The sequence below is a fragment of the Pseudomonas syringae pv. coryli str. NCPPB 4273 genome (assembly GCF_000972175.1).
GTDB classification, from domain to species: domain Bacteria; phylum Pseudomonadota; class Gammaproteobacteria; order Pseudomonadales; family Pseudomonadaceae; genus Aquipseudomonas; species Aquipseudomonas syringae.
In genome coordinates, this window is sequence record NZ_AWQP01000004.1 from 147020 (window position 1) to 173142 (window position 26123).

Here is a 26123-nt window from a genome sequence, read left to right on the forward strand (position 1 = left end):
ATGTCGGAAAACCTGATCGAAATCCGCGACCTGAGCGTCGCCTTCAACGGGCAGAAAGTGGTCAGCAACCTGAGCCTGGATGTGCACCGTGGCGAGTGTCTGGCACTGGTTGGCGAATCCGGTTCCGGCAAGTCCGTCACCGCCCATTCGATCCTGCAATTGCTGCCCCGCAGCGGCACCCTGACCACAGGCAGCATCACCTACCGGGGTCAACAACTGGTGGGTGCCGACGACCGCACCCTTCGCGAGCTGCGTGGCAACCGGATTGCCATGATTTTCCAGGAACCGATGACCTCGCTGAACCCGCTGCACAGCGTAGCCAGGCAAATCGGCGAGACATTGTTGCTGCATCGCGGCATCAGTGGTCGTGAAGCGCAGAAACGCATTGTCGAGCTGCTGGAGCTGGTAGGCATTCAACAGCCGGAGAAACGCCTGAAAGCCTATCCGCACGAGCTGTCCGGGGGCCAGCGCCAGCGGGTGATGATTGCCATGGCACTGGCCTGCGAACCGGAGCTGCTGATTGCCGACGAGCCGACCACTGCGCTGGACGTCACGGTGCAACGCAAGATCCTCCTGCTGCTCAAGGAGCTGCAGCAGCGCCTGAACATGTCGCTGTTGTTGATCAGCCATGACCTGAATCTGGTGCACAGCGTCGCGCAGCGCGTCTGCGTAATGCGCGCCGGCGAAATCGTCGAGCAGTCCGATTGCAAGTCGCTGTTCAAATCACCTCAGCACCCTTACAGCCGCCTGCTGCTGGACGCCGAACCTGCCGGCGAGCCGCTGCCACGCGACACCCGGGAAACGGTGCTGCAAGTCGACAATCTGAAGGTCTGGTTTTCCCTGACCGGTGGCATCCTGCGGCGGCACAAGGAATACCTCAAGGCGGTGGATGACATCAGCCTGAGCATCGAGCGCGGCAAAACCCTCGGCATCGTCGGTGAGTCGGGTTCCGGCAAGTCGACACTGGGCCAGGCGATCCTGCGTCTGCTGGAGTCGCGCGGCAGCATCCGCTTTCGCGGGCAGGCGCTGGACGGTCTGAGTCAGAAACAGATGCGCCCGTGGCGTAAAGAGATGCAAGTGGTCTTTCAGGACCCTTACGGCAGCCTCAGCCCGCGCATGTCAGTGGCGCAGATCATCAGTGAAGGACTGGAGGTGCACAGCCAGTACAACCCGGCGAAATGCGATGCAGAGGTCATTCGGGCCCTGGAAGAAGTCGGCATCGACCCGCAGAGCCGGCACCGCTACCCCCATGAATTTTCCGGTGGTCAGCGTCAGCGCATCGCCATTGCCCGGGCGCTGGTGCTGAAACCCGCATTGATTCTGCTCGATGAGCCGACATCGGCGCTGGACCGCACCGTGCAGAAACAGGTCGTGGCACTGTTGCGCGAACTCCAGGAAAAGCATGGCCTGACGTACCTGTTCATCAGCCATGACCTGGCAGTGGTCAAAGCCCTCGCCCACGACGTGATCGTGGTCAAGGATGGCAAAGTCGTCGAGCGTGGCGCCAGTCATGATGTCTTCGAGGCGCCGCAACATCCCTACACGCAGGAATTGCTGGCGGCCGCGCATCCTGAATGATCTGCCCCACAACGAAGCTTCTGCCCGGAAGGCGTAGGCGCGTCTCCGATTTACGCCTGCGGACCCGGCTCGTCATCATCGACCAGCCCCCACTCGGCGGTGCTTGCCGTGCTGCTGCCGGTCGGGGCCGGCGGCGGTGTGGTCAGGGTCCCGGCGCCGCCTTCACTGTGCAGTTTGAGGCGCAGGCGCACGTTGTTTTGCGAGTCGGCGTTCTTGAGGGCCTCTTCTTCGCTGATCGCACCTTCGACGGCCAGATTGAATAGCGCCGTGTCGAACGTCTGCATACCGAGGCTGCCGGACTTCTCCATGATGCCCTTGAGTTCGGTCAGTTCATTGCGCTGAATCAGGTCGCGAATGGTCGGCGTGCCCATCATCACTTCCACCGCCGCACGACGCTTGCCATCCGGGGTTCTGACCAGTCGCTGAGAGACGAATGCCTTGAGGTTGTTGCCCAGGTCATGCAGCAACTGCGCGCGACGCTCTTCCGGGAAGAAATTGATGATCCGGTCCAGCGCCTGATTGGCGTTGTTGGCGTGCAGTGTCGAGATCGCCAGGTGGCCGGTGTCGGCAAACGCCAGCGCATGCTCCATGGTCTCGCGATCACGAATCTCGCCGATCAGAATCACATCCGGCGCCTGGCGCAGGGTGTTCTTCAGTGCCGCATGGAAGCTGCGGGTATCGACCCCGACTTCGCGCTGGTTGACGATCGATTTCTTGTGGCGATGGATGAACTCGACCGGGTCTTCAATGGTGATGATATGGCCACTGGCGTTGCGGTTACGGTAGTCGATCAGCGCCGCCAGCGAGGTCGATTTGCCCGAACCGGTGGCCCCGACAAACAGCACCAGACCGCGCTTTTCCATTATCACGTCGAGCAGCACGGGCGGCAGGAACAGGTCTTCGAAACGCGGGATGTCCAGCTTGATATTCCGCGCGACGATGGACACCTCGTTGCGCTGCATGAAGATATTGATCCGGAACCGGCCGATGCCCGCCATCGAAACGGCGAGGTTCATCTCCAGTTCGCGCTGAAACTCGAGCTTCTGCTCCTCGTCCATCAGCCCTTGGGCAATGACTGCGACCTCCCCCGGCTTGAAGGTTTCGCTGCCCAGCGGCTTGAGCACACCGTTGAACTTGGCGCACGGTGGCGCTCCGGTGGAGAGGTACAGGTCCGATCCGTCCTGACTGGCCAGAATCTTCAACAGCGCCGGGAAATCCATAATCAATACCGTACAAAATGAAGTAAAAAGACCACGGCCGTCAGGACGGCACGCGTGACGCGCGGGCGTCGCTCAGCAAGAGCAGGCATAATGGCAGCCTTTTGCAGCAGGTGATATTGCGACATGAAAGCCCAAGCCCGCCATATTCTGGTGAAGACCGCCGAAGAGGCCGAACAGCTCAAGCTGCGCATTGCCAAGGGTGAGGCATTTGACGTGCTGGCTAAAAAGCATTCTAGCTGCCCGTCCGGCAAACGTGGCGGCGATCTGGGCGAAGTCAGGCCTGGGCAAATGGTCGGCGCCATCGATCAGGTGATCTTCAAAAAGCCGCTACGCGTTGTGCATGGGCCGATCAAGAGCAAATTCGGCTATCACCTGGTGCAGGTGTTCTATCGCGACTGAAGCACAGGTCAAAAGCTGAAAAACCCCGAACCGAGCGCGGTTCGAGGTTTTTCGGGCATTGACCAGCGCGGCAATCAGTTCGGCGAAATGGCGCCGTCTACCAGCACTTGAGCTTCTGCCACCAGACGCTTGAGGTGATCTTCGCTGATAAAGCTCTCGGCGTAGATCTTGTAGATGTCCTCGGTGCCTGACGGGCGCGCGGCAAACCAGCCATTTTCGGTCATGACCTTCACGCCACCAAACGCCTGATCGTTGCCCGGTGCATTGCTCAGCACCTGCTGAATAGGCTCACCCGCCAGCTCAGTGGAAGTCACCTGCTCCGGCGACAGCTTGCTCAGCAGTGCCTTCTGTTGCGGGTTGGCCTTGGCATCGACGCGGGTCGAGAACGGCTCGCCCAGCTGTTCGGTCATGGTCTTGTAGATCTGGCTTGGATCGCGACCGGTGCGCGCGGTCATTTCCGCAGCCAGCAAGGCCGGAATCAGACCATCCTTGTCGGTGGTCCAGACCGTACCGTCGCGGCGCAGGAACGAGGCGCCGGCACTTTCTTCACCGCCAAAACCCAGCGAGCCTTCAAACAGGCCTTGTGCGAAATACTTGAAGCCGACCGGCACTTCGTACAGGCGACGGCCCAGGCGCTTGGCCACACGATCAATCATGCCGCTGCTGACCACGGTCTTGCCGACCGCTGCATCGGCACGCCACTCAGGACGGTTCTGAAACAGATAGTCGATAGACACGGCGAGGTAGCTGTTGGGCGTCATCAGTCCGCCAGTTGGGGTCACAATGCCATGACGGTCGTGATCCGGATCGCAGGCAAATGCAACCTGATAGCGGTCCTTAAGACCGATCAGGCTTTGCATGGCGTGGCTGGAGGACGGGTCCATGCGAATCTGGCCATCCCAGTCGACGGTCATGAAGCGGAACGTAGGGTCGACAAATTTATTGACCACATCCAGATTCAGGCCGTAATGCTCGCCAATCGCCGACCAGTAATTCACTCCGGCGCCGCCCAGCGGGTCGACACCAAGACGCAGGCCCGAGTTGCGGATGGCGTCCATGTCGATCACGTTTTTCAGGTCGGCCACGTAGGTGTTGAGGTAATCATGGCGGTGCGTGGTATCGGCACGCAGCGCTTTTTCATGGCTGATGCGTAAAACGCCAGTGACTTTCTCGGCCAGCAGTTCGTTGGCCTTGTTCTCGATCCACTTGGTGACATCACTGTCGGCCGGGCCGCCATTGGGCGGGTTGTACTTGAAGCCACCGCTTTGCGGCGGGTTGTGCGACGGCGTAATGACGATGCCGTCCGCCAGCCCGGAAGTACGACCGCGGTTGTAGCAGATGATCGCGTGGGAAACCGCAGGCGTCGGGGTGTATTCGTCACCTTGCGAAATCATCACCTGCACGCCATTGGCGGCCAGCACTTCAAGCGCGGTGGCCGCGGCCGGGGTCGACAGCGCGTGGGTATCGGCCCCCAGAAACAAGGGGCCGTCGATGCCGTTGGCCTTGCGGTACAGGCAGATCGCCTGACTGATAGCCAGCACGTGCCATTCGTTGAAACCCAGGTCAAACGATGTGCCACGATGCCCGGAAGTACCGAACGCAACACGTTGAGTGGGCACCGATGCATCGGGCTGGCCGGTGTAGTAAGCCGTGACCAGTCTCGGAATATCGACCAGTAACTGCGCAGGTGCCAGCTTGCCGGCGAAAGGACTGAGACTCATACAACCTCCACGAAGAAATGAAATACGGAGAAAAAATAAAGACTTGCTGCAGCTGCCAAGATGATCGATGCCGCAGTTTACTGGCAGTTCGACAGCGCTGCTTGAGTATTGATCCCCTGCATTTGCCTCTGTTTCAGCTCAATGGCCAAAACGGCAACCGAACTCAGGCCATCGACGTTTCGGGCCGCCACCACGCTGGAAACAGCTGCTTCACCTTGTGCTCGGCAAAACGGTCATCGATGAGCATGACCACACCGCTGTCACTTTGGCTGCGAATAACCCGTCCGGCTGCCTGTATCACCTTCTGCACGCCAGGGTAAAGGTAGGTGTAGTCGTAACCGGCACCGAACAGCGCGGCCATACGCTGCTTGAACTGTTCGTTGACCGGATTGAGCTGAGGCAGGCCCAGGGTGGCGATGAACGCACCGATCAGGCGTGCGCCCGGCAAGTCGATGCCTTCACCGAACGCGCCGCCCAGCACGGCAAAACCGATGCCCTGACTGCTCAGGGTGAACCGGTCGAGAAAGGCGTGGCGCTCACTCTCGCCCATCCCCCGCGCCTGCTGCCAAAGGCTGATGTGCGGGTGAGTGCGCGCCATCAGCTCGGCGACCTGCTGCAGGTAATCGAAACTGCTGAAAAAAGCCAGGTAATTGCCCGGCCGCGTGTCGAACTGCTCGGCCATCAGTTCGACAATCGGCGCCAGCGAAGCCTGACGATGGGTAAAGCGCGTGGAAATGCGACTGACGATCCGCACGTCGAGCTGATCGTGATGAAACGGCGATTCCACGTCGATCCATGCCGTGTTGACCGGCAACCCCAGCAGGTCCGCGTAATAGTGGCGCGGGTTGAGCGTTGCGGAAAACAGTACCGTGCTGCGCGCAGCGGTCAGGCGCGGGCGGATGAAACGCGCGGGAACGACGTTGCGCAGGCTGAGGCGCGACAGAATGCGCTTGCCGCCCGCCTCGCGCCGGGTGATGTCGAAAATGAAATGCTCATCGAACAGCTCGGCGATGCGCGCAAAACCGATGGCTTCCAGGTAGAACCCCTGCAACGTGCCATCCACGGCCTGCGGGTGCTCGTTGAAATGATCACCGATGGTCGAAATGCACTGGTTGAGGCTGCCGATGAATTTTTCCGGTGCTGCCGAATAAGCCTGATAGGCGCCGGGCTGTACTTTGTGCAGCGCATTCCATTGGCGATCCAGACGCTGCAAGGCTTTTTTCACAGGTTCCGGCGCTGTCTGAATCAAGGCTTTCAGCTGGCTCTGGTCAAGGCTGGCGCTGTACATCTGGCGCGCCCGCTCGACCATGTTGTGGGCTTCATCGACCAGCACCGCAACGCGCCACTGATTGAGCTGACCGAGGCCGAACAGCAGCGCGCTCAGGTCGAAGTAATAGTTGTAGTCCGCGATGACCACGTCAGCCCAGCGCGCCAGCTCCTGGCTCAAGTAATACGGACAGACCTGATGCTGCAAGGCGACATCGCGTACGCCCGCCTGATTCAGCCACGGCGAGGTCAGCGCCGCCGAGCGAGCGGCTGGCAGACGATCATAAAAGCCGCTGGCCAGCGGACAGGAATCACCGTTACAGGCCTTGTCCGGATGCTCACAGGCCTTGTCGCGCGCCACCAGTTCAAGAACCCGCAGCTTCAGCTCCGGCGCGCTGTGATTGATGACTTCCAGCGCATCCAGTGCCAGTCGACGCCCCGGCGTCTTGGCGGTGAGAAAGAAAATCTTGTCGAGCTTCTGGCCGGGCGCGGCCTTGAGCAGCGGAAATAGCGTGCCCACCGTCTTGCCGATACCGGTTGGCGCCTGAGCCATCAGGCAACAGCCGGTACTGACGGCCTTGTACACCGACTCGGCCAGCACCCGCTGCCCGGTGCGGAAAGACGCGTGGGGAAATTTCAGGCTGCCCAGTGTCGTGTGCAGCGCCTGCGTATGCGCCAGCTCCTGCTGCGCCCAGCCGAGGAAAATCGAGCACTGTCGTTCGAAAAACGCTTGCAGTGTGGCCGCACTGAACGGCTCGCGAATCAGGGTTTCCTGCTCGCTGACAATGTTGAAATACACCAGCGCCAGCGTCACGCTCTCAAGCTGCAGGCGCTGGCAAAGCAGCCAGCCGTAGACCTTCACCTGCGCCCAGTGCAACTGACGGTGGTTGGCCGGCATCGCGTCGAGTTCACCGCGATAGGTCTTCACCTCTTCCAGCTGATTGCGACTGGCGTCGTAGCCGTCCGCCCTGCCCCTTACCGTCAGCTCGCGATAATCGCCACTCAACGACAACTCGGCCTGGTAATCGGCGCCGCGCCGCGTGGCGACCGTGCGATGCCCGGCAATGCCTTCCTGAGCCGTGGGTGACGGCGTAAAGCGCAAGTCGAGGTCGCCCACCTTGGCGGTGAACTCACACAACGCGCGCACGGCCACGACATAACGCGCAGGCAGCTCGCTGGCGAGGACAGGCTCGGGATCAGGGTTTACAGGGGCATTCGGGGTCACTGCACTGGGGAGCCGTTGGTTGTGAATACTGGACAGGCGTCCAGTTAACAACCTTGAACCACGTCTGGCAAACACAAATGGATCGACGGCCTGCGACGGCGACGTCTATGGCAGACGAGCCTGGCTCAATGCCTCTCCCAACGCACCCAGCAGCCTGGCGGGTTCACGGGTCCAGTCAGTGGCATAACTGATCCACAGATGTTGCGAGTAGCGGTTCTGCACAGTGAACAGTTCACCGGGGCTGACGACAATCGACCGGGCCAGCAACGCAATGAAGACCTGGCGCAGGTCCACGGGGTATGCACTCTCGGCCCATATGCCGCAGCCGCCCTCGGGCAACTGATAACGCAGCGCCCCGCCGGTGTGTTCATCCAATTGCCGGGTCATCGCCTGCATGCGCCCGGCCAGCGTCTCTCGCAACGCCAGCAGTTGCCTGTCCAGACGCCCGCTGCTGCATAACCTGGCGATGGCCCTTTGCCGAAGCGGCGGCAGTTCGAATGCTCGCAGGCAGAAATACTGCTGCCATCGCGTATCCAGGCTCCTGCACAGCAGGTAAGCATAGGGCGCTTCAGGCCCGAGGCTCTTCTCGAATCCGCCGATGATCACCAGCCGCTGCGGGTCGATCCAGTGGCGCAGCGGAACCTGCCCGGCAGCAAACTGCAGCTCGGCGTGACTGTCGTTTTCCAGCACCCAGACCTGATGACGATTGAGCACTTCGGCGACTGCCTGGCTGTTGCCCTGAGCACGCACGCTGCCTCGCACCGGGTTCAGCAACGAGGGCAACACGGCGAGGCCGATGTCATAGCCGCGCAGCAGGCCGTCGATCCGGGCCGCATCAAGGCAGCCGGTCTCGTCCAGCGGCAGTTCGATAATCCGGATATCGAATGATTGCAGCAGGCGCAGCAACCCCCAGGCACAGGGCGATTCCACCAGTACCGTGCCGCCGCGCAGGCCCAGCGTGCCGAGCACCGCCTTGAATGCGCCATGAAAGTCAGCGGCGACATAGACATTGTCAGCGTGCCAGCAATGCGCTGCATCGCGGGTGTAACGGGCGGCAATTGCCGTGCGAAGTTCCGGCTCACCGAATGGCTGAAAAACCGGGTCCCGCTGACGCGGGTAATGCCTGCTCAGCTCGCGTTCCATTGCTGGCAGCGGACTGTCCTGGACGTGCAAAAGCGCCGGCTCATCGCAGCCCAGCAACGCCATGCCGGGGCGCCGGGCGTTGTCGTACAGGGCCTGCAAAAGATCGCCGTCTGCGTCCGGCACTACGTGACCCTGCGCACTCAAGCTGCGCGCTACCGAGTAATAACCCGATTTGGGCAGCGAATAGACGCGCCCTTCCTTTTCCAGCAGCGAGTAGGCGCTTTGCACCGTCGATATCGATACGTTCAGTCGCTGGGCCAGCTGTCGCAATGACGGCATTTTCAGCGCCGGCTCGCCCTGCTGCTGGTCAACCAGACGCACCAGGTAGCGGTAGACCGCCTGATAGGCGAAATCCGTGTTGTTTTTCATGCAGGTACCCGCCGCTCAACCAGAACAGGCTTCAGAACATCGCTGCATGACCGACGCCGTTTGCAGGCAGCAGCCATGCCTGGCGACCGGATCAGCGTCCCGAGAGCATCTCGGCCACTGCCTGCCCCGTCGCAGGGTCGACGGTCATGATCCGGCGCTTGTCGGGGTCGGCAGCGCGGATTCGGGCGATGATTGACTGCGGGTCGTCGAAGTTCACCCGCTGCTTGCCATAGAGACTTTGCAATGACTTGAGGCTCAAACCGCTGATATCCACCAGCCACTGCATGACTTGGTCCGGCGCCGTCGAACCCGACAGCGCCTTGTGCAGATCCGGCAGCGCCACCAGCATCCCGGGGTGGCAACTGCGCAGAAACGACTCCAGGCCATGGCCATGATCCACGAACGGCGAAAACAGCATGCACACCAGCTGAGTCTCGTTCAGGCCGAAGCCCTCCTGAGCGAAGCTCGACGCCAGCTCGCGGCGCGCCTCGATGCGTGCCCGACCGGCATAAGCGCTGAGTGTCTGGTCGATCAATCGTGGCGGCATCTGCTTTCTGCGCATCAGTGACGTCGCCAGCTCAAGGTATTCGGCGATCCCGTCGGCATAAGTACGCGCTTGCAGGTACTGCGCCGTCAGGCCGCGCATGTGGGCCATCAACAAAGGGTTGGCGCAATCCGATTCACTGAAGCTGAACGACAGATCATCAAAGCGGAAATCGAGGAATTCGGTCAGCAGGTTCCAGTGCTCGTCCGCCTTGCAACTGACCAGATCGGCAATGGTGATGAACGCCGGCGAACTGCTTTTTTCAGGCAGCACCATGGCTCGGCTTGCCGGCGGGCTGTCATCGCCCTCGCCGTACAGCTCGTGATAGTAAGCCTGGCCAATCGTATCGATGACCTTGAGCACGCTGGCCAGCGTCTGCTTGCCCCAACTGCCCGAGTATTGCCCGGTACGCTGGGCCAGACGCATGATCCAGGTCGCGTACTGACGCTGCTCTCTGCGCGAGTCGCCACTGACCACCGCATCAACCCCACTGCCCCAGCTCAGGGCGCGCCCCAGAAACTCCGCCAGCCCGAGGTAACAGGTATTGCAAAACGTGGTGCGGGCGTCGCCTGCGGACAGGTGGCCACCCAGCAGCATGTCCAGACGATTCTGCTCACGCCCCGCGCTGGAAAAAGGCAGGTCCGGCTCGAAGGCCTGGGTGTACTGATTGTCGATCACCAGCATCTCGACACGTGGGTCGTCGTAGAGAAACAACGCTGAATAGGTGCGGTTGATGTTATCCATCACCGCAGGGGTCATGCCCGCGTGACGTCGATTGGCAACGCGCAGGTTGAACGTACCGGGCGAGCGGCAGGCAATACTCAACTGGGCAGCGCGCAGAAAGGCCAGCGTGTAGGCACTGTCCTTGCCACCACCGAACGCCACCAGCACCTTGAAGCCGGAAATCCGCTCGATGCCGCCGGCCGCAACAATCAGGCGCTGGATCAACAACTGCAGCGCGGTGCGCTCTGCACGCGAGAAGTACCCCAACAAGCGTTGCAGCACTTGCTGGTAGACATAATTCATTGCCTGCTCGTGAATAGAACTCATTGTGTGCCACCTGCCTGTCGCTCAAGACATGACACGGTGCAGACAGAACATTGAACATCAAGCTGACAACCAAACTTATAGTCGCGCATGACTCATTCCCTGAGTGGTAATTACCGACGCATTATCAGCATCTTTGAAACAATTACAATAGACAGTTTGACGTTGAAAAACAGTGCAGCCCCGGGCACACTTTCAACTGATTAAACACACTGTTTAATGTGTATCATTGAACGCAGGCGACAAACGATTTTTTTCAACTTAACAGCCTGCAACCCCAACAGCCAGGCCGCTCAGGCTTTACCACAAGCGGCCGAGCACCCGTCGCTGTTAATATTTCATTCTGCCTCGTAGGAAATGATATTTATAATGCCGCCTTCACTGACAGAGCTCATACACTCAAATAAACAATCCTGCCGGCCCTGTTGTCGATTTTATTTTTACCCTTCATTCAAGGTTATGCACTTCTCGGCAAACTGACAGGTGCGTCATTCGACGTCGTTTAATGCCTGGCGTCTCTTTTGCAATATGGAATGCAAAAAGCCTTCCGATCGGAAGGCTTTTCAATAACGAGCGCTGACCAGGAGGTGATGAATCAGACCGCCTCGACTTCCAGCACCGCACGCCCGCCAATCGGGCAGACATCCATGTAACGGTGCGCCTGCACTACCTGCTCGAACGGAAAGCTGCGCGTCTGCAACGGCGCCAATACCTTGTCGGCGGTCATCTGATTAATCTGCTGCAAGGCACGCTGCAGCGCTTCTTGATCCTGGGTAATGCCCAGCTCGGGCTTGCCGGTGAAATTGCCCAGGCAATGCACGTAGAACTGGATGTTCTTCTGGAACGCGGCACAGGCCGGGAACGGCGTCTGATTACCACCTTGCAGGCCATACAGCACCAGACTTCCACGCGGCGCAAGCACATCGCCCATGATCGACATCTGCGGACCGCCAAGGCCATCGAACACGGCATCGACACCACGGTTGTCGGTGTACTTGTTGATCGCCATCAACAAGTCCTGTTCTTCGGTGACCACCACTTTTTCAGCGCCCAGTGACAGCAGGTACTCACGAGCATCCTCGGTCTTGGTCGCGGCGATAACCCGAGCCCCCAGCGCCTTGCCCAACTGCACGAATGCAGGGCCGGAGCAGTGGCTGGCGTCGGTGACCAGTACGGTTTGACCGGACTTGATACGCGCCAGATCAACGTATGCAAAGTACGCCACCAGATACGGCGTGTAATGCACGCTGGCCTGGACCGGCGTCAGTACATCCGGGTAGCAGGTCAATGCCCGGCGCGGCATGACGATGGATTCGCCATAGACCGGGTGCTGATTGGCATCGGCCGCAGGAAAACTGGCGACCTTGTCGCCTACTTGCAGATCATCCACACCGTCGCCCAGCGCGGTAACCACGCCAGCCATCTCATAACCCAGACCGGCAGGCAGCCGGGCTTGGGTAGACGCGAGATTTTGCCGCCAAAGAACGTCGTACCAACTGACACCGATGGCCTGAACACGCACCTGTACCTCGCCGGTGACAGGCGACGCGACAGGATGCTCTTCGACTTTGAGCACCTCGGCCGGGCCAAACTGGTGAAAACGGATCGTGCGGGACATTTAGAACCTCGCCTGGTGAACCTTGATGCCACAAACTTTATCCGGGCATTGCCGGCAACACCATCGGTGGCTATTAATAGTCGACATGCCTGTCATCGATTGTGTCCTGTGCGCTGTACGGCGCAGCCAGACAGCGTCTGGGCGTCGATGCGCGTAATGGCCGCCATTGTTCGCATGTCGACGAAACATTGCAAGCCGTGTGGACATTCAGTAACCCCCACAGTAATTTTCGCTGCCCCCGACCCGCATTTGCTCGTACTATCGCACCCTGCTCACGTCCTCAACCGACAAATGGCCCGAGATATTCCGCATGAACCGCAACGACCTGCGTCGCGTCGACCTCAATTTGCTCATCGTTTTCGAGACCCTGATGCATGAGCGCAGCGTCACGCGTGCGGCGGAAAAGCTGTTTCTCGGTCAGCCGGCAATCAGCGCTGCGCTGTCACGGCTACGCGGCCTGTTCGATGATCCACTGTTCGTGCGCACTGGGCGCAGCATGGAGCCCACCGCCCGAGCGACGGAAATCTTCGCCCTGCTCTCCCCGGCACTCGACTCCATCTCGACAGCGGTCAGCCGCGCCTCGGAGTTCGACCCGGCGACCAGTACCTCGGTGTTCCGCATCGGCCTGTCCGATGACGTCGAGTTCGCGCTGCTGCCCACCCTGCTTAAGCGCTTGCGCTCCGAAGCGCCGGGCATTGTGCTGGTGGTCAGGCGAGTCAATTACATCCTCATGCCGCCCCTGCTCGCCTCCGGGGAGATATCGGTCGGCGTCAGCTACACCCAGGACCTGCCCGCCAACGCCAAGCGCAAAGTCTTGCGCAGGAGCAAGCCGCAACTGCTGCGCGCCGACTCGATACCCGGCCCGTTGAGCCTCGACGACTTCTGCGCCCGCCCCCACGCACTGGTCTCCTTCGCCGGCGACCTGAGCGGCTTCATCGACGAACACCTCGAGAAACTCGACCGCAAACGCCACGTCGTCCTCGCCGTGCCCCAGTTCAACGGCCTGGCCACACTGCTCACCGGCACCGACATCATCGCCACCGTGCCCGATTACGCTGCGCAGGTCCTGACCGCAGCAGGAGGCGTGCGCTCTGAAGACCTGCCGATTGAAACCCGAACGTTCGAACTGCACATGGCCTGGCGCGGCGCGCAGGATAATGATCCGGGGGAGCGTTGGTTGAGGTCGCGGATTCAGATGTTTTTTGGGGATCCGGATAGTCTTTAGGGGGCGTTGGGCAGGCTGTTTAGCTGGTTATTTTTGGCTTTTCATAGGTCATGGAGATGCAGTACTGCGCACGACACCTGGTATCAAAAATACGACAGCTGCACGGCAGCTATTTCCGGGCAGGCGTTGTAAATACGGTATGCGATTTTGGTGTCCTGGCTCCAACCACAGATCAACTCAAATAGCATCGACAGTAGCGCTATTAGCTAAACTACTGCTCGAGGTAGATTAGCGTCAAAGTTATGTATCGCTCATTACGACCCGGCCAGCGATTCTCGGCACGACTAGCTCCCACTCTTGCGAACGATGATAAGCTCGAAACGACTCTTCACACCGGTCAGAACGCCGAACCAAAATAGCCGCCACTTCACACTCCTCAATATCAAGATCTAGGCTGAATGATTTTGCTGTACGGCCAATAACATAACCGTTGGCGTCCTGAATCAGATATCTATCTTCATGAGCTTTAAACGAAAGTATGTCGCCAGGTTCAAGCGCTGCCAATACCTTGTGTATTGATGCCGTAGGGTTCTGACGCCCAGCATAATCAAGATCAATGTCCTTCAAAGAGAGTTGTAGGTAACGCTTCTCCAGCTCCGCAAGGTATTCTCCTTGGAAGGTTCGCGCCATGACCTCTTCCGTAAGTTGGCTGCAGAAAGGATTGCCTTCTGGGTATTCACACAAGGTTAAAGTCTGCTCGGCGCGAGTCATGCCCACGTAGTAGAGTCGACGCTCATCGCTAAGCGTTTCAGGCTGCGTGGACCAGCCGCCGTCAAGCACGACTACGTGGCGGAACTCCAGGCCTTTGGCGGAGTGGACAGTGCCCAGATAGAGACCCTTTCTAGGTTGCTGACGCAGCTCCCGGAAATAGTCATAGAGCCAATCGAGCAGGATCTCAGCACTTAGCGGACATTGTCCGAACTCGGCTGTTAGCTGATCAAAGGCGACGAGTAACATGTCGTACCATTCTGGCCCGAGCTGCCTCTTACCTAGATATGTCCATGTCTCGGAGGCACTCAGCGGTTCGGTAATCTCTCTTAGTATTTCAACAGCCTGCACGAAGCCACGTTGAGCGGTGAGAGGTAAGACACCTTCCTTGTCGGCTGCCAAACAATATGGAACGCCGTGAGCTTCACACCACGCCTGAAGGGGCAGCAGGTTTTGATGGGTGCGGGCTAGCACGGCACACCCATGCCAATCCTCGCTGTCCAAACTGAGCAGGCGCTGCAACTCTGTCATCGCTGCCTGGGCTTGCAGATTAGCCCGTGCGTGGCCCTGAGCGTCTATTTTGAGGCGAAGCACGCGCCCCTCCCGCTCAATGTCGAGGGTTTCCCAGTCACCGCCTTTCGGCATTGCGCGACGAACAGTATCAATCTGAATCGGATGGTCCTTTTTCAGGCGATCTGGGTTACGACCAATAACCCGGTTAGCCGCATCAATGATGCGACCGCTGGAACGGTAGTTGTCGACCAGATAGTTCTTTGTAGCCGAATACTCTTCGCGAAAGCGCTCTATATAGCGGTTATTCGTATCCCGCCAGGCGTAGATGTTCTGATCATCGTCACCGACTGCCAAAATGCACAAGCGCCCTTCTTCTTCAGACTTACGCCCGGCCAGCGCACTTACGAGCCGATACTGCAGGTCATCAATGTCCTGGTATTCATCAACGAGGATGTAGCGGTAGCCTCGCATCAATTGCTCGCGCAGATCGTCCTCCCCTTCTACCTGACGCTTGCCTTCAAGCAACTCAACAGCCTCTCCCATCACCTGGGCTAATCGCCCTTCTTCAAGCGTTTCACCTCGCTCGAAGCGAGTGCCCGTCAGGCGCATGGCCATGCGATGATACGTCATCACGTTGACCCCAAAGGCATCAGCGCCAACCAACTTGATCAGGCGCTGCTTGATCTCATTTGCTGCGTGCCGGTTGAACGTCAAAGCCACGATACAGCGCGCCGGAACGCGACGAACTCGCAACAGGTAAGCGATTCGATGCACGATCACACGCGTTTTGCCGGAGCCGGGCCCAGCCAGAATCAGGCGATTCACATCATCATCATCGGACACGATAATCCGCTGGGCAGCACTAAGCTTCTCAACAATGCTACGCCAAGATTCCTCACTCGTGGCTAGTTTAAGTACCTCCTCGCGATCTACGAAGTAGCGGCGAATGAACTCCTGTTTGGCTAGTGTGAAATAGTGCTGAACGAGATCCAGGGCATAGCCCATCGAGCCAAGCCCAACCTCGGCATACTCGCGCATGACGTGAACCTGAATACGTTTTTCTCGGTAGTGCTCATCAAGACGCTGATAATCATCTTTCAGGAATCCGGTGCGCTTTCCCCCCTCGACTTCAATCGTCATAGCCCGACGCATGACGGTCATGCCGTGGTTCAGCGTAATCACTTCTTGCTTATGCAGGTACAGCAGTACGTGCTCAACGGCCTTGCGGCGCTGCGACTCTGGGATTCTAGTGCGCAGCTCAAGATCCAGATCAATCAGGCCCATAAGTTCGCCGAACGTAGTATCCACTAACAGGTCTTTGTTGCGTGAACCCGGCGGTAATTTGCCAATCAAAAACGTGAGGACGACAGCGGCCAAAGCACGTCGACGCTCTCCCAGCCCTTGAATAGCTCTCCAGTTGTGGCCGCCGCGGATGCGCAACTTGAGGAAATCCTGAGTGATCTGGCGCAGTTCGAAACTGCTGCGCTGCTGGCTATTGCTGTCGTGATCTTGGGCCAGGCTGCGCAGCAGTCGCAACACGTGAAGCGGTATCAGGTCCTTGTTACCAGAAGCTGTTTTGAGCGTCGAGGTCAACAGTGGCACGTTCAGGTCCTGCCATTCCCCACTCTCGGCCTCAGGCGCCAGTTCCTGCAGCAGGTCGAACAAGGCAGACTCGAGCTGTAAGGTGGCTTGCAGACGTTGAGTGGAAGGGAACACGACACCATGTCGGACGTATAAGGTCAGCTTAGAGTCGTTAACCAAAAGCCCCAAGTCCTCCATCTGACGCAGTGTCGCCGTGACTTCTTCGGACGTGAGGCTAGTCAGAGCCATCAAGGCGTCGGTGTTGATTCGCTCGTCGACATTAGCCTCGTACAGATAACTCAAAATAGCCCTGAATTCTTCGAGTCGCCTGGCCGATAAATTAACGGTGGCCAGACGCTTATCGGCCTCCTCCTTAGTCAGCTTCAGGCTTGCCGGAAAGATTTGGGTCTGGTTCTCCTCTCGTTTTAAAAACTGCCCTCGCTCAAGCCAGGACACTGCCGTGACTACCTTGGTTTCAGCATCACGTTCTCCGGCTTCAAAGCTAGTATCAACATGCTCATCCATCAGCACCTCACCGGCAGTGATGACGAGCCTGCTGCCCTTGCGTCGGTCGCTCTCCTTGCGCAACTTGCGCAGGATTTGCTGGATATCACGCAGGGTCAGTTTCGAACCTTCGCACATCCCGAACTGGTTTTCGATGTCCTGAGCGTCATACAGAAGTACGCACCGAGCATGCCCTTGATCGCGACCGGCGCGACCGGCTTCTTGTAAGTAGTTCTCGAGCGACCCCGGAATATCAGCATGTATCACCAAGCGAATATCGGGTTTGTCGACGCCCATGCCAAAAGCGTTGGTGGCCACGATAATCTTCAGTTCCCCGCCCTTGAAGGCGTCCTGAATATCTTTTTTTTCATGTGGCTCCAGCCCAGCGTGGAAGTATTTGCAAGCCCATCCGTGGCCGATCAAAAAGTCTGCAAGCTCTTCAGCGCCTTTTCGGCTTGAAACGAATATCACCGCGCCACCCTTGCTGGTGCCTAGCTCTTCCTCAATTAACGTCTGAGCATGGTGGCGCTTTTCTGAGCGAGAACACGGCAGGACCTCGAAGTGCAGATTGGTACGCTCGTGGGTACCGATAAAGTGCTTGAAGGTTATGCCCAACTGCTCTTTGAAATGCTGTTCGATGTCCTCAAGCACATCAGGTTTGGCCGTAGCCGTAAAGCAGCCAATCGCCGCGAGCGGACCGTCCCCAGAGAACTGCTTGATGAAGCGCGATACATAGAGGTAATCCGGGCGAAAATCTGCGCCCCATTTGGACAAACAATGCGCCTCATCGAAGATCCAGGCGCCGACCTGACGCTGGGAGATCGCGCGGCGAAAAGCCATATTGCGAAACTGCTCGGGGGATACCAGCAAAATGCCCACATCGCCTAATTGGATCTTCTCCAGCACCTCGGCCCGCTCGGGCATGGTCAACAGACCATTCAAAGTTGCAGCGCATTGGACGTTACGAGCCAGTAGGCCGTCGACCTGATCTTTCATCAGCGACTGCAGCGGCGAGATGATGATCGTCAAGCTGCCGTTGCGGTGAAAGCGGTTCAGCGCCGGTAACTGGTAGCACAAGGATTTTCCGCCCCCTGTCGCAAGAATCGCGAGCACGTGCTTGCCCTGCATGCCTGCCAGCACCACGTCATGCTGTAAGGAGCGTCCGTCTGGTTCGGTCCGAAAGTCCTGAATAGGAGCGAAGTAGCGCCTGAGCTCGTGGCGAGGATCATGAGTGGTGCTGCAATAGTCGCAGTGGCTCTCCCCGCAAGGAATATCACGCAGTTCAGCAATCAATTTACCTGTTGCAGGAAATTGATGGCGTACCCAAGGTGCCAGAACCGAGTTGCCGCCTGACACGCGCAGCCAGGCCAGCGCATAAGCAAGTGGCCAACGCTGGCTGTCGTCCATGAGGTCGCGTTGCAACAACTGGTTCAGTCGTTTACTGCAAACCTTGGAAGTGCGCGTCAACGTTGGGTCAGTTTCCCTAAGTAGCTCTGGGATCAGGTGACGAATTTCTTTGAGGGATCTAGGCGCCTGACCAGTTATCGAGGTAAAGAACGCCCCCAGGTCGCTATCTGGCATTGGAGCGAGCAGCGCTTGGTAGCAGAGCAGTTCTGATTGCAGATTAATACTCAGATCTTTGAATGCTCGCCGCTGATCATTGAACAGTGTCAAGGTTGAGCGGCAATCGGACAGTGGTGAGTTGAGGCTGTCACGAATGAGTTTGTAATCTTTGACCAGCCGGTGATACGGGTTTTGTGGAAAGGCCAAAGGCGATAGGCGTAGGGTGTCTATCACCGGCAGCTGGTGTAATGCCAGATGCGCAGCTTGCTCTAGAAGTATGGGTAAATCATGGTCGATAACGTTATGGCCAAGTACAAAGCTAGCGCCCTGCCCTAAGCGATCAAGGGCCTCAAGCACTGCAGGCAAGTCCTTGTTGACCTTATGCTCAAGCTCCTCGTCCTTATCAGGACGCATCGCACCAACCATAAATATGCGGTCAGTTTGATTGGGTTTGCCGGGGACGACTTCCAGGTCAAAAATCAGGCTTTTAGGTTGATCCGGTAAAACCATTTGAACAGCATCCTTGTAATAAACCTCTCGCATACTGGCATTTTAACTTCAACTGGCACAGTGCGGATAGGTACGCGAGATTGCGGTGAAGTTCCAACATGGGCAGGTGGTGTCGAGGATTGGGTTTTATGAAGCAAGCGAACCCGTCTCAGAAGCGTTTACCGAGAAGCTAGAGAGCAGAAATTTTCTCCCAGTCCCCTGTGTCGATGGCCAGTCATTGGGTAATCATTACGATATCCGGGTGTTCGATGTTCAACATATCAAAGTGCTCTAGTTCGATGCGGTGTTCCTCATCGGGCTGGACGAGCTCGTCGAAGCAAAGCAGACGCTGTTCGAGCGGTTCCTACCTATGTGCTTCACCCGTGTGACGACTTATTTCGGCATTGTCTTTCACCAGAAGCTCCCACACAACCTGGAAGATCTCAGACCGTATCTTGAATCGCCATTCATGATCGTTCATGTATGCCGTCTGACTGGGGGAAAAATTGAGGGCATATGAAGATTTTTTCAAACTGAAACTACCGGCCCAGAGCCCAGTAAAAATGTTTTTGGGGAAATCCGGATAGCCTCTAAACGAATTATCTCCCCATCGCCTACACCTCTACAGGCCGCCCGCTAAACGCGCAAACATAATCACTCAAATCGGCGCTCCTGCTTCTATTGCTACCAACACTAGTCGAAGAGTACAGCTATAACCAACACCAAAACCTGCCTACGCAAAGCCCAATCTCGCCCCCTGAAAGTAAAGCTCAACCCCCCTCCCGCCGCCGATCCTCCCTAGGGCATTTCGCAAACCGCGCTCGATAGCTGCGGGTGAAATACGACGGCGATTCGAACCCGCAGGCGATGCTCACTTCCAGCACACTCAGACCGCTTTGCCGCAGCAGTTGCCGGGCTTTCTCCAGGCGCAGGCCCAGATAGAAGTTGCTCGGCGTGTCGTTCAGGTGCAGGCGAAACAAGCGTTCCAGCTGGCGCCGGGTGACGTTGATCGCTTCGGCAAGGGCCAGCGTGCTGAGGGGGCGTTCGGTTTGCTGTTCCATCTCTCCGATCACGTGCACCAACTTCTTGTTGGCGATGCCATAGCGCGTAGCGATCTGCATGCGTTGGTGGTCCTTGCGCGTGCGGATGCGGCCCAGTACGAATTGTTCGGACACTTGAATCGCCAACTCGGGGCCGTGCGCCTGGGCGATCAGGTCGAGCATCAGGTCGATGGACGCTGTGCCCCCTGCGCAGGTGATGCGGCGGCGATCGATCTCGAACAGTTCCTGGGTCACGGTGAGCTGTGGGTAGGACTCCTTGAACGCTTCGATGGCTTCCCAATGCAGGGTCAGGCGATGGCCATCGAGCAAGCCGGTTTCAGCGAGCACGCAGGCGCCAGTGTCGATGGCGCCCAGGGTCACGCCTTCATGATCAAGGCGACGCAGCCATTGCTGCAGGGCCGGCGTGGCGAACTGCAGCGGTTCAAAGCCAGCCACTACCAGCAGGGTCGCGTCTTTTTTCAGCGACTCAAGCGCCGCGTCGGCGTTGACCGACATGCCGTTGCTCGCCTGTACCGCGCCGCCATCGGCGCTCAGGACGTGCCAGCGGTACAGCTCGCCACCAAAGCGGTTGGCCACCCGCAAGGGCTCCAGCGCGGAGATAAAGCCGATGGCCGAGAACCCCGGCATCAGCAAAAAATAGAAATCCTGGGCCATGGTAACGCTCTCCTCGGACCTGCAGCGTGGCACGTTGATACTCCCGTTCATGGGCGCATTCAAGGGGCAGGTCGCCGCAGTGCAAAAGCGGGTCGCTGCAGTGCGCTTGGCCGCCCTCCAGGCAGGGTAATTTGTTTCCACGGTGCACAAAGACGCCGACACCCCACAATAACGATCTGCCGAGGGCCCCACCATGAACCGACTGATTAGTTGCAGCGTGCTTGCACTCAGCGCCAGCGCGCTCTTGAGCAGCAATGTAATGGCGGCTGATGCCGCTTCATGCCAGAACGTGCGCATGGGTGTGGTGAACTGGACCGACGTGATCGCAACCAGCGCCATGACCCAAGTGTTGCTCGACGGCCTGGGTTACAAGACCAAACAGACCAGCGCTTCCCAGCAGATCATTTTCGCCGGCATCCGCGACCAGCGCCTGGATCTCTTTCTGGGCTACTGGAACCCGCTGATGACCCAGACCATCACGCCATTTGTCGAGGCCCGGAAAGTCAAAGTGCTCGACAAACCGAGCCTGGAAGACGCTCGCGCCACCCTCGCCGTGCCGACTTACCTGGCGGACAAGGGCCTGAAGTCCTTTGCCGATATCGCCAGGTTCGAGAAGGAACTGGGCGGCAAAATCTACGGCATCGAGCCTGGTTCAGGCGCCAATACCCAGATCAAGGCAATGATCGCCAAAAACCAGTTCGGCCTGGGCAGGTTCCAGCTGGTGGAGTCCAGCGAAGCCGGCATGCTCGCCGCCGTGGACCGTGCCGTACGCCGCAAGGAAGCCGTGGTGTTTTTCGGCTGGACGCCGCACCCGATGAACGTCAACGTGGCGATGACTTACCTCAATGGCAGCGACGACGCCCTGGGCCCGAACGAGGGCATGGCTACGGTGTGGACGGTCACTTCGCCGACTTATGCCGAACAGTGCCCCAACGTGCATAGATTGCTGACTAACCTGACGTTCACCGCCGCCGACGAGAGCCGGATGATGCAGCCGCTACTGGATCACAAGGATGCTCTTGAGTCCGCCAGACAGTGGCTCAAAGACCATCCTCAAGACCAGGCGCGCTGGCTTGAAGGCGTCACCACCTTCGACGGCAAACCGGCTGCGGCAAACCTTCAATTGAGCAGCCAATAACCTGATTTTGAACGGCCGTTTCGCGATCCTCCAGGGTCGCGAACGGCGTCCTCACGCCTGTAAGGAGCCACCCATGAACCACGACGTCATCATCACCTGCGCACTCACCGGTGCTGGCGACACGACCGCCCGAAGCCCTCACGTACCGGTCACGCCCAAGCAAATCGCGGCCGCCGCGGTTGAGGCCGCCAAAGCCGGTGCCACCGTGGTGCACTGTCATGTGCGCGACCCGCACACCAGTAAGTTCAGCCGCGACGTGGCGCTGTACCGCGAAGTGATGGAGCGTATTCGGGAGGCCGACATTGACATCATCGTCAACCTCACCGCTGGCATGGGTGGCGATCTGGAGATTGGCGGCGGTGAACGCCCGATGGAGTTTGGTGCCAATACCGATCTGGTCGGCCCAATGACACGTCTGGCCCATGTCGAGGAACTGCTGCCGGAAATCTGCACCCTCGACTGCGGCACCCTGAACTTTGGCGACGGCGACACTATTTATGTGTCCACCCCGTCGCAACTGCGTGCCGGCGCCAGACGTATCCAGGCGCTGGGCGTAAAGGCCGAGCTGGAAATTTTCGACACCGGCCACCTGTGGTTCGCCAAACAGATGATCAAGGAAGGTCTGCTCGACAACCCGCTGTTCCAGCTGTGCCTGGGTATTCCATGGGGCGCACCAGCCGACACCACCACCATGAAAGCCATGGTCGATAATCTGCCCGCCGATGCGGTGTGGGCGGGCTTTGGTATTGGCCGCATGCAGATGCCGATGGCCGCGCAAGCGGTGTTGCTGGGCGGCAACGTCCGTGTCGGTCTGGAGGACAACCTGTGGCTGGACAAGGGCGTGCTCGCCAACAACGGTCAATTGGTGGAACGCGCCAGTGAAATTCTCAGCCGCCTGGGCGCACGAGTCATGACCCCGGCAGAAGGCCGCATCAAGATGGGCCTTGCCAAGCGCGACTAATGCCTTCAGGACATAAAACCCTGTGATTGAATCACCGCACTCTTCAGGAGCGTCGCCATGAGCTTTATCACTGAAATCAAAACCTTCGCCGCTCTTGGCAGCGGCGTCATCGGCAGTGGATGGGTATCCCGCGCCCTCGCCCATGGCCTGGATGTGGTCGCCTGGGACCCCGCGCCCGGCGCCGAAGCAGCGTTGCGTAACCGTGTCGCCAATTGCTGGGGTGCGCTGGAACGACAGGGTCTGGTACCCGGTGCATCCCAGAACCGCCTGCGCTTTGTGGCCACCATCGAGGAATGTGTCAGCGACGCCGACTTCATTCAGGAAAGCGCCCCGGAACGCCTGGAACTGAAACTGGATCTGCACGGCAGGATCAGCGCGGCGGCCAGGCCGAATGTGTTAATTGGTTCAAGTACGTCCGGCCTGTTGCCAAGTGACTTCTACGAAGGCTCCGCGCACCCGGAACGCTGTGTAGTCGGTCACCCGTTCAATCCGGTGTACCTGCTGCCGTTAGTGGAAGTGGTGGGCGGCAAAAATACCGCTCCGGCGGCCATACAGGCGGCAATCAAGGTCTATGAATCACTCGGTATGCGCCCGCTGCATGTGCGCAAGGAAGTCCCCGGCTTTATCGCTGACCGCTTGCTCGAAGCGCTATGGCGCGAGGCGCTGCACCTGGTCAATGACGGCGTGGCGACCACCGGTGAAATCGATGATGCGGTTCGCTTCGGCGCCGGACTGCGCTGGTCGTTCATGGGCACCTTTCTCACCTACACATTGGCGGGTGGCGATGCAGGCATGCGCCACTTCATGACTCAGTTCGGCCCGGCGTTGCAGTTGCCGTGGACCTACCTGCCGGCCCCGGAACTGACCGAAAAACTGATCGACGATGTGGTCGACGGCACCACTGACCAGTTGGGTAAACACAGTATTTCGGCATTGGAGCGCTACCGTGACGATTGCTTGCTCGCCGTGCTGGAGGCGGTAAAGACTACCAAGGCCAGGCATGGCATGAGCTTCGCGGAATGAACCTACGGTAGCTGGCTTGCCTCCGGTGGGTGGCTGTGAGTCTTCCATCACCCTGCAAAGCACGCCAGTTACCTCATTTGATCAGAACTGACCCGGAATCCTCCGACATGCCTGCACTGACCACCTACACCACCCGAGTCCAACCCGACTGGGTCGACTACAACGGCCACCTTCGTGACGCGTTCTACCTGCTGATTTTCAGCTACGCCACTGACGGGCTGATGGACGCCCTGGGACTGGATAGCGATAACCGCGAAGCCAGCGGCCACTCGCTGTTCACCCTGGAACTGCACCTCAACTACCTGCACGAAGTGAAACTCGGCGCCGAGGTCGAGGTGCATACCCAACTGATCGCCCACGACGCCAAGCGCGTGCATCTCTATCACAGCCTGCATTTGGCAGGTGATGACATGGAGCTGGCTGGCAATGAGCAAATGCTGTTGCACGTCGACCTAAGCGGCCCGCATGCAACGATGTTTACCGAGGCAACAAAGGAAAGACTTGACGCTATAAGCGCCGGGCAGTCCGATCTGCCAAGGCCCAAACTCCTCGGCCGGGTGATCGGGTTGCACGCTGGAAAATAATCGAAAAAACCCTCCTACTGCCAAAGCCTTGACACACATCGGACTGCCCTGGCTGGCACTGGAAGGTGACTTGTCGAACTGCGAGCATCATTCGCGTAACCCGTTAAACATTGGTGCCTCGCATCTCAATTTGTGCACAAAAACAGCTTGCACTCCAACCCAACATGCAACTATAAAATGTACATGACTAGACAGGTTCGATTCGACAAAAAAACCCAGGTGATCAATGAGCTGATCCGCCGCATCGAAAGCGGCCAGATGAGCTCCGGCGCCCTGCTCCCCGGGGAAAATCTCCTGGCCCAGGAATTCAGCGTCAGCCGCGGCACGCTGCGCGAAGCGTTGTCCGAGCTCAAGCGGCGTAACTTCATTGCCACCCAGACCGGTGTGGGTTCGATTGTCACCTACGACGGCTTCAGCCTGGACCAACGTGCCGGCTGGGCCCAAGCCCTGGCCGACACGGGTGCTGGCGTGCGCACCGAAATCCTGCGCCTGGTAGCGGTGCAACGGCCCGACCTGGAAGTGCGCCTGGGCACTTCCAGCCTGGTGGCCCTGGACCGCCGGCGTATCGCCGCCGATGGCAGTATCGTTTCTCTCGAGCGTGCATTGATCCCGGCGGTTGATGGTCTGGAAAACCTGCCGCAAAACGGTCTGCTGGAGCAGTCACTGACGGTGACCATGGCCGCCCACGGCTTCATCGGCGACAAGGGCGATCAGTGGATCGGCGCAGGGCCTTTGAATCGTGATGACGCCGTGCTGCTGGCACGCGAGCCCGGCACGGTGTTTCTCAAGGCCGTGCGCACGACCTTTGACCGCCGTGAACGTTTTATGGAGCACGTGGAGAGCCTGTTGGACCCCGTGCATTTTCGCCTTCATCTCGCCTTCGGATCGTCCACATGAGCGCAACATTTCTGCAAGACCGAGGCCTGGGCGCCTTTTATGGCCTGGCCTTGGGCGACGCCTTGGGCATGCCGACGCAGTCGCTGCCGCGCGCGTTGATCCTGCAACGCTATGGCCGTATCAGTACGCTGATCGGCGCCGATGCCGACCAGCCGATCGCACCGAACATGCCGGCCGGCGCCATTACCGATGACACCGAGCAAGCCATCCTGGTAGCACAGTTGCTGGTGGCCGGCGGCGGCAGCATCGACCCGACAGCCCTGGCCCACAGCCTGATCGAGTGGGAAGCCGCGATGAAAGCCAAGGGCTCTTACGACCTGCTGGGGCCATCGACCAAGCGCGCGATCGAAATGATCCTTGACGGCCACAGCCCTGAAGAGGCCGGCCGCTTCGGCACCACCAATGGCGCGGCAATGCGCATCACCCCGGTAGGCATCGCGGGCGACGTGAGCAACCGCGAGGCCTTCATGGCGCTGGTGGTGCAAGCCTGTCAGGTGACCCATAACACCACGCTGGGCATCTCCAGCGCGGCGGCGGTCGCGGCCGTGGTGTCCGCCGGGATCAATGGCGCGCCCCTGACCGAAGCTCTGGAGATAGGTACTGAGGTAGCTCTGAGTGCCGAACGCCATGGCCATTGGGTTGCGGGTGGGCGTATCGCCGCGCGCATTCAATGGGCCAAGGCACTGTGCGCCGACTGCACAGACGAACAGCTGGCCGACCGAGTGCACGACGTGATTGGCACCTCGGTCGCCTCGCAGGAATCAGTGGTCGCTGCGTTCACCCTCGCCCACCGCGTGGCGAGCAGCCAGCTCAGTCCGTTCGATGCGGTGTGCATGGCAGCCAGCCTGGGCGGCGACACCGACACGATTGCCGCCATTCTCGGTGCCATGCTGGGTGCCTGCAACGGCATGCACGCCTGGCCGGCGGCGTTGATAGAGCAAATTGATGCGGTCAACGCGCTCCACCTCGCGCCTTTGGTCGAACAGCTGCTGGCCCTGCGCACCGGTTGATGGACCGGACTGTGCTCGCCCACTGTGAACGAGATCACCCTCGCCCTCAGCCTTCCGAGCGGCGATCAGGCTGACCCGATTT

17 protein-coding genes are annotated in these 26123 nt (G+C 59.0%); 9 read left to right on the top strand and 8 right to left on the bottom strand.

Features of this window, described 5'->3' with window-relative positions:
- Entirely contained in the window at positions 1-1578 is a 1578-nt protein-coding gene (locus P406_RS02540) for an ABC transporter ATP-binding protein (RefSeq protein WP_046235233.1), read from the top strand.
- Between the two features lie 50 nt (positions 1579-1628).
- Here the strand turns inward: P406_RS02540 and P406_RS02545 are convergent, their stop codons facing one another.
- On the bottom strand, positions 1629-2798 hold the full coding sequence (locus tag P406_RS02545; RefSeq protein WP_003410864.1) for a PilT/PilU family type 4a pilus ATPase: 1170 nt from the start codon (positions 2796-2798) through the stop codon (positions 1629-1631).
- A 123-nt stretch (positions 2799-2921) separates the two neighbouring features.
- Between P406_RS02545 and P406_RS02550 the strand changes: the two genes are divergently transcribed.
- Positions 2922-3197, top strand: a complete 276-nt coding sequence (locus P406_RS02550; protein WP_002553334.1) for a peptidylprolyl isomerase — start codon at positions 2922-2924, stop codon at positions 3195-3197.
- Positions 3198-3271: 74 nt separating this feature from the next.
- Here the strand turns inward: P406_RS02550 and pgm are convergent, their stop codons facing one another.
- The 5 genes from pgm to P406_RS02575 all read right to left on the bottom strand — a co-directional run bounded on the left by pgm (position 3272) and on the right by P406_RS02575 (position 12130).
- On the bottom strand, positions 3272-4918 hold the full coding sequence (pgm, locus tag P406_RS02555; RefSeq protein WP_046235234.1) for a phosphoglucomutase (alpha-D-glucose-1,6-bisphosphate-dependent): 1647 nt from the start codon (positions 4916-4918) through the stop codon (positions 3272-3274).
- Between the two features lie 163 nt (positions 4919-5081).
- Positions 5082-7409 (bottom strand): ATP-dependent DNA helicase, encoded by a 2328-nt coding sequence (locus P406_RS02560; protein ID WP_046235235.1) that lies wholly within the window; start codon positions 7407-7409, stop codon positions 5082-5084.
- Between the two features lie 105 nt (positions 7410-7514).
- On the bottom strand, positions 7515-8921 hold the full coding sequence (locus tag P406_RS02565) for an aminotransferase-like domain-containing protein (RefSeq protein ID WP_046235236.1): 1407 nt from the start codon (positions 8919-8921) through the stop codon (positions 7515-7517).
- Between the two features lie 91 nt (positions 8922-9012).
- A complete protein-coding gene (locus tag P406_RS02570) occupies positions 9013-10515 on the bottom strand; it encodes a hypothetical protein (RefSeq protein ID WP_003410869.1) in 1503 nt (500 codons plus the stop codon).
- A 592-nt stretch (positions 10516-11107) separates the two neighbouring features.
- Positions 11108-12130, bottom strand: a complete 1023-nt coding sequence (locus P406_RS02575; protein WP_046235237.1) for a zinc-dependent alcohol dehydrogenase family protein — start codon at positions 12128-12130, stop codon at positions 11108-11110.
- 310 nt (positions 12131-12440) lie between these two features.
- Between P406_RS02575 and P406_RS02580 the strand changes: the two genes are divergently transcribed.
- Positions 12441-13355 (top strand): LysR family transcriptional regulator, encoded by a 915-nt coding sequence (locus P406_RS02580; RefSeq protein ID WP_003347707.1) that lies wholly within the window; start codon positions 12441-12443, stop codon positions 13353-13355.
- Between the two features lie 240 nt (positions 13356-13595).
- On the opposite strand, the gene P406_RS02585 is transcribed toward P406_RS02580, so the two are convergent.
- Both P406_RS02585 and P406_RS02595 read right to left on the bottom strand, forming a co-directional pair.
- A complete protein-coding gene (locus P406_RS02585) occupies positions 13596-18734 on the bottom strand; it encodes a RecQ family ATP-dependent DNA helicase (RefSeq protein ID WP_046235238.1) in 5139 nt (1712 codons plus the stop codon).
- Between the two features lie 749 nt (positions 18735-19483).
- Complete coding sequence (locus tag P406_RS02595; protein WP_046235240.1) at positions 19484-20428, bottom strand: GlxA family transcriptional regulator; 945 nt, start codon at positions 20426-20428, stop codon at positions 19484-19486.
- 193 nt (positions 20429-20621) lie between these two features.
- Here P406_RS02595 and P406_RS02600 point away from each other — a divergent pair, with 193 nt between their 5' ends.
- From P406_RS02600 to P406_RS02625, 6 genes are all read left to right on the top strand, one after another.
- Entirely contained in the window at positions 20622-21566 is a 945-nt protein-coding gene (locus tag P406_RS02600) for a choline ABC transporter substrate-binding protein (RefSeq protein WP_046235241.1), read from the top strand.
- Positions 21567-21639: 73 nt separating this feature from the next.
- Positions 21640-22527 (top strand): 3-dehydrocarnitine:acetyl-CoA trimethylamine transferase CdhC, encoded by an 888-nt coding sequence (gene cdhC, locus P406_RS02605; RefSeq protein WP_046235242.1) that lies wholly within the window; start codon positions 21640-21642, stop codon positions 22525-22527.
- Between the two features lie 57 nt (positions 22528-22584).
- On the top strand, positions 22585-23550 hold the full coding sequence (locus tag P406_RS02610; protein ID WP_046235243.1) for an L-carnitine dehydrogenase: 966 nt from the start codon (positions 22585-22587) through the stop codon (positions 23548-23550).
- A gap of 107 nt (positions 23551-23657) precedes the next feature.
- Positions 23658-24134, top strand: a complete 477-nt coding sequence (locus P406_RS02615; protein ID WP_003411151.1) for a thioesterase family protein — start codon at positions 23658-23660, stop codon at positions 24132-24134.
- Positions 24135-24311: 177 nt separating this feature from the next.
- Positions 24312-25031 (top strand): GntR family transcriptional regulator, encoded by a 720-nt coding sequence (locus P406_RS02620; RefSeq protein ID WP_046235244.1) that lies wholly within the window; start codon positions 24312-24314, stop codon positions 25029-25031.
- A complete protein-coding gene (locus P406_RS02625) occupies positions 25028-26041 on the top strand; it encodes an ADP-ribosylglycohydrolase family protein (protein ID WP_046235245.1) in 1014 nt (337 codons plus the stop codon). Before P406_RS02620 ends, P406_RS02625 begins: the two co-directional genes overlap by 4 nt.
- Positions 26042-26123 lie beyond the last annotated feature (82 nt).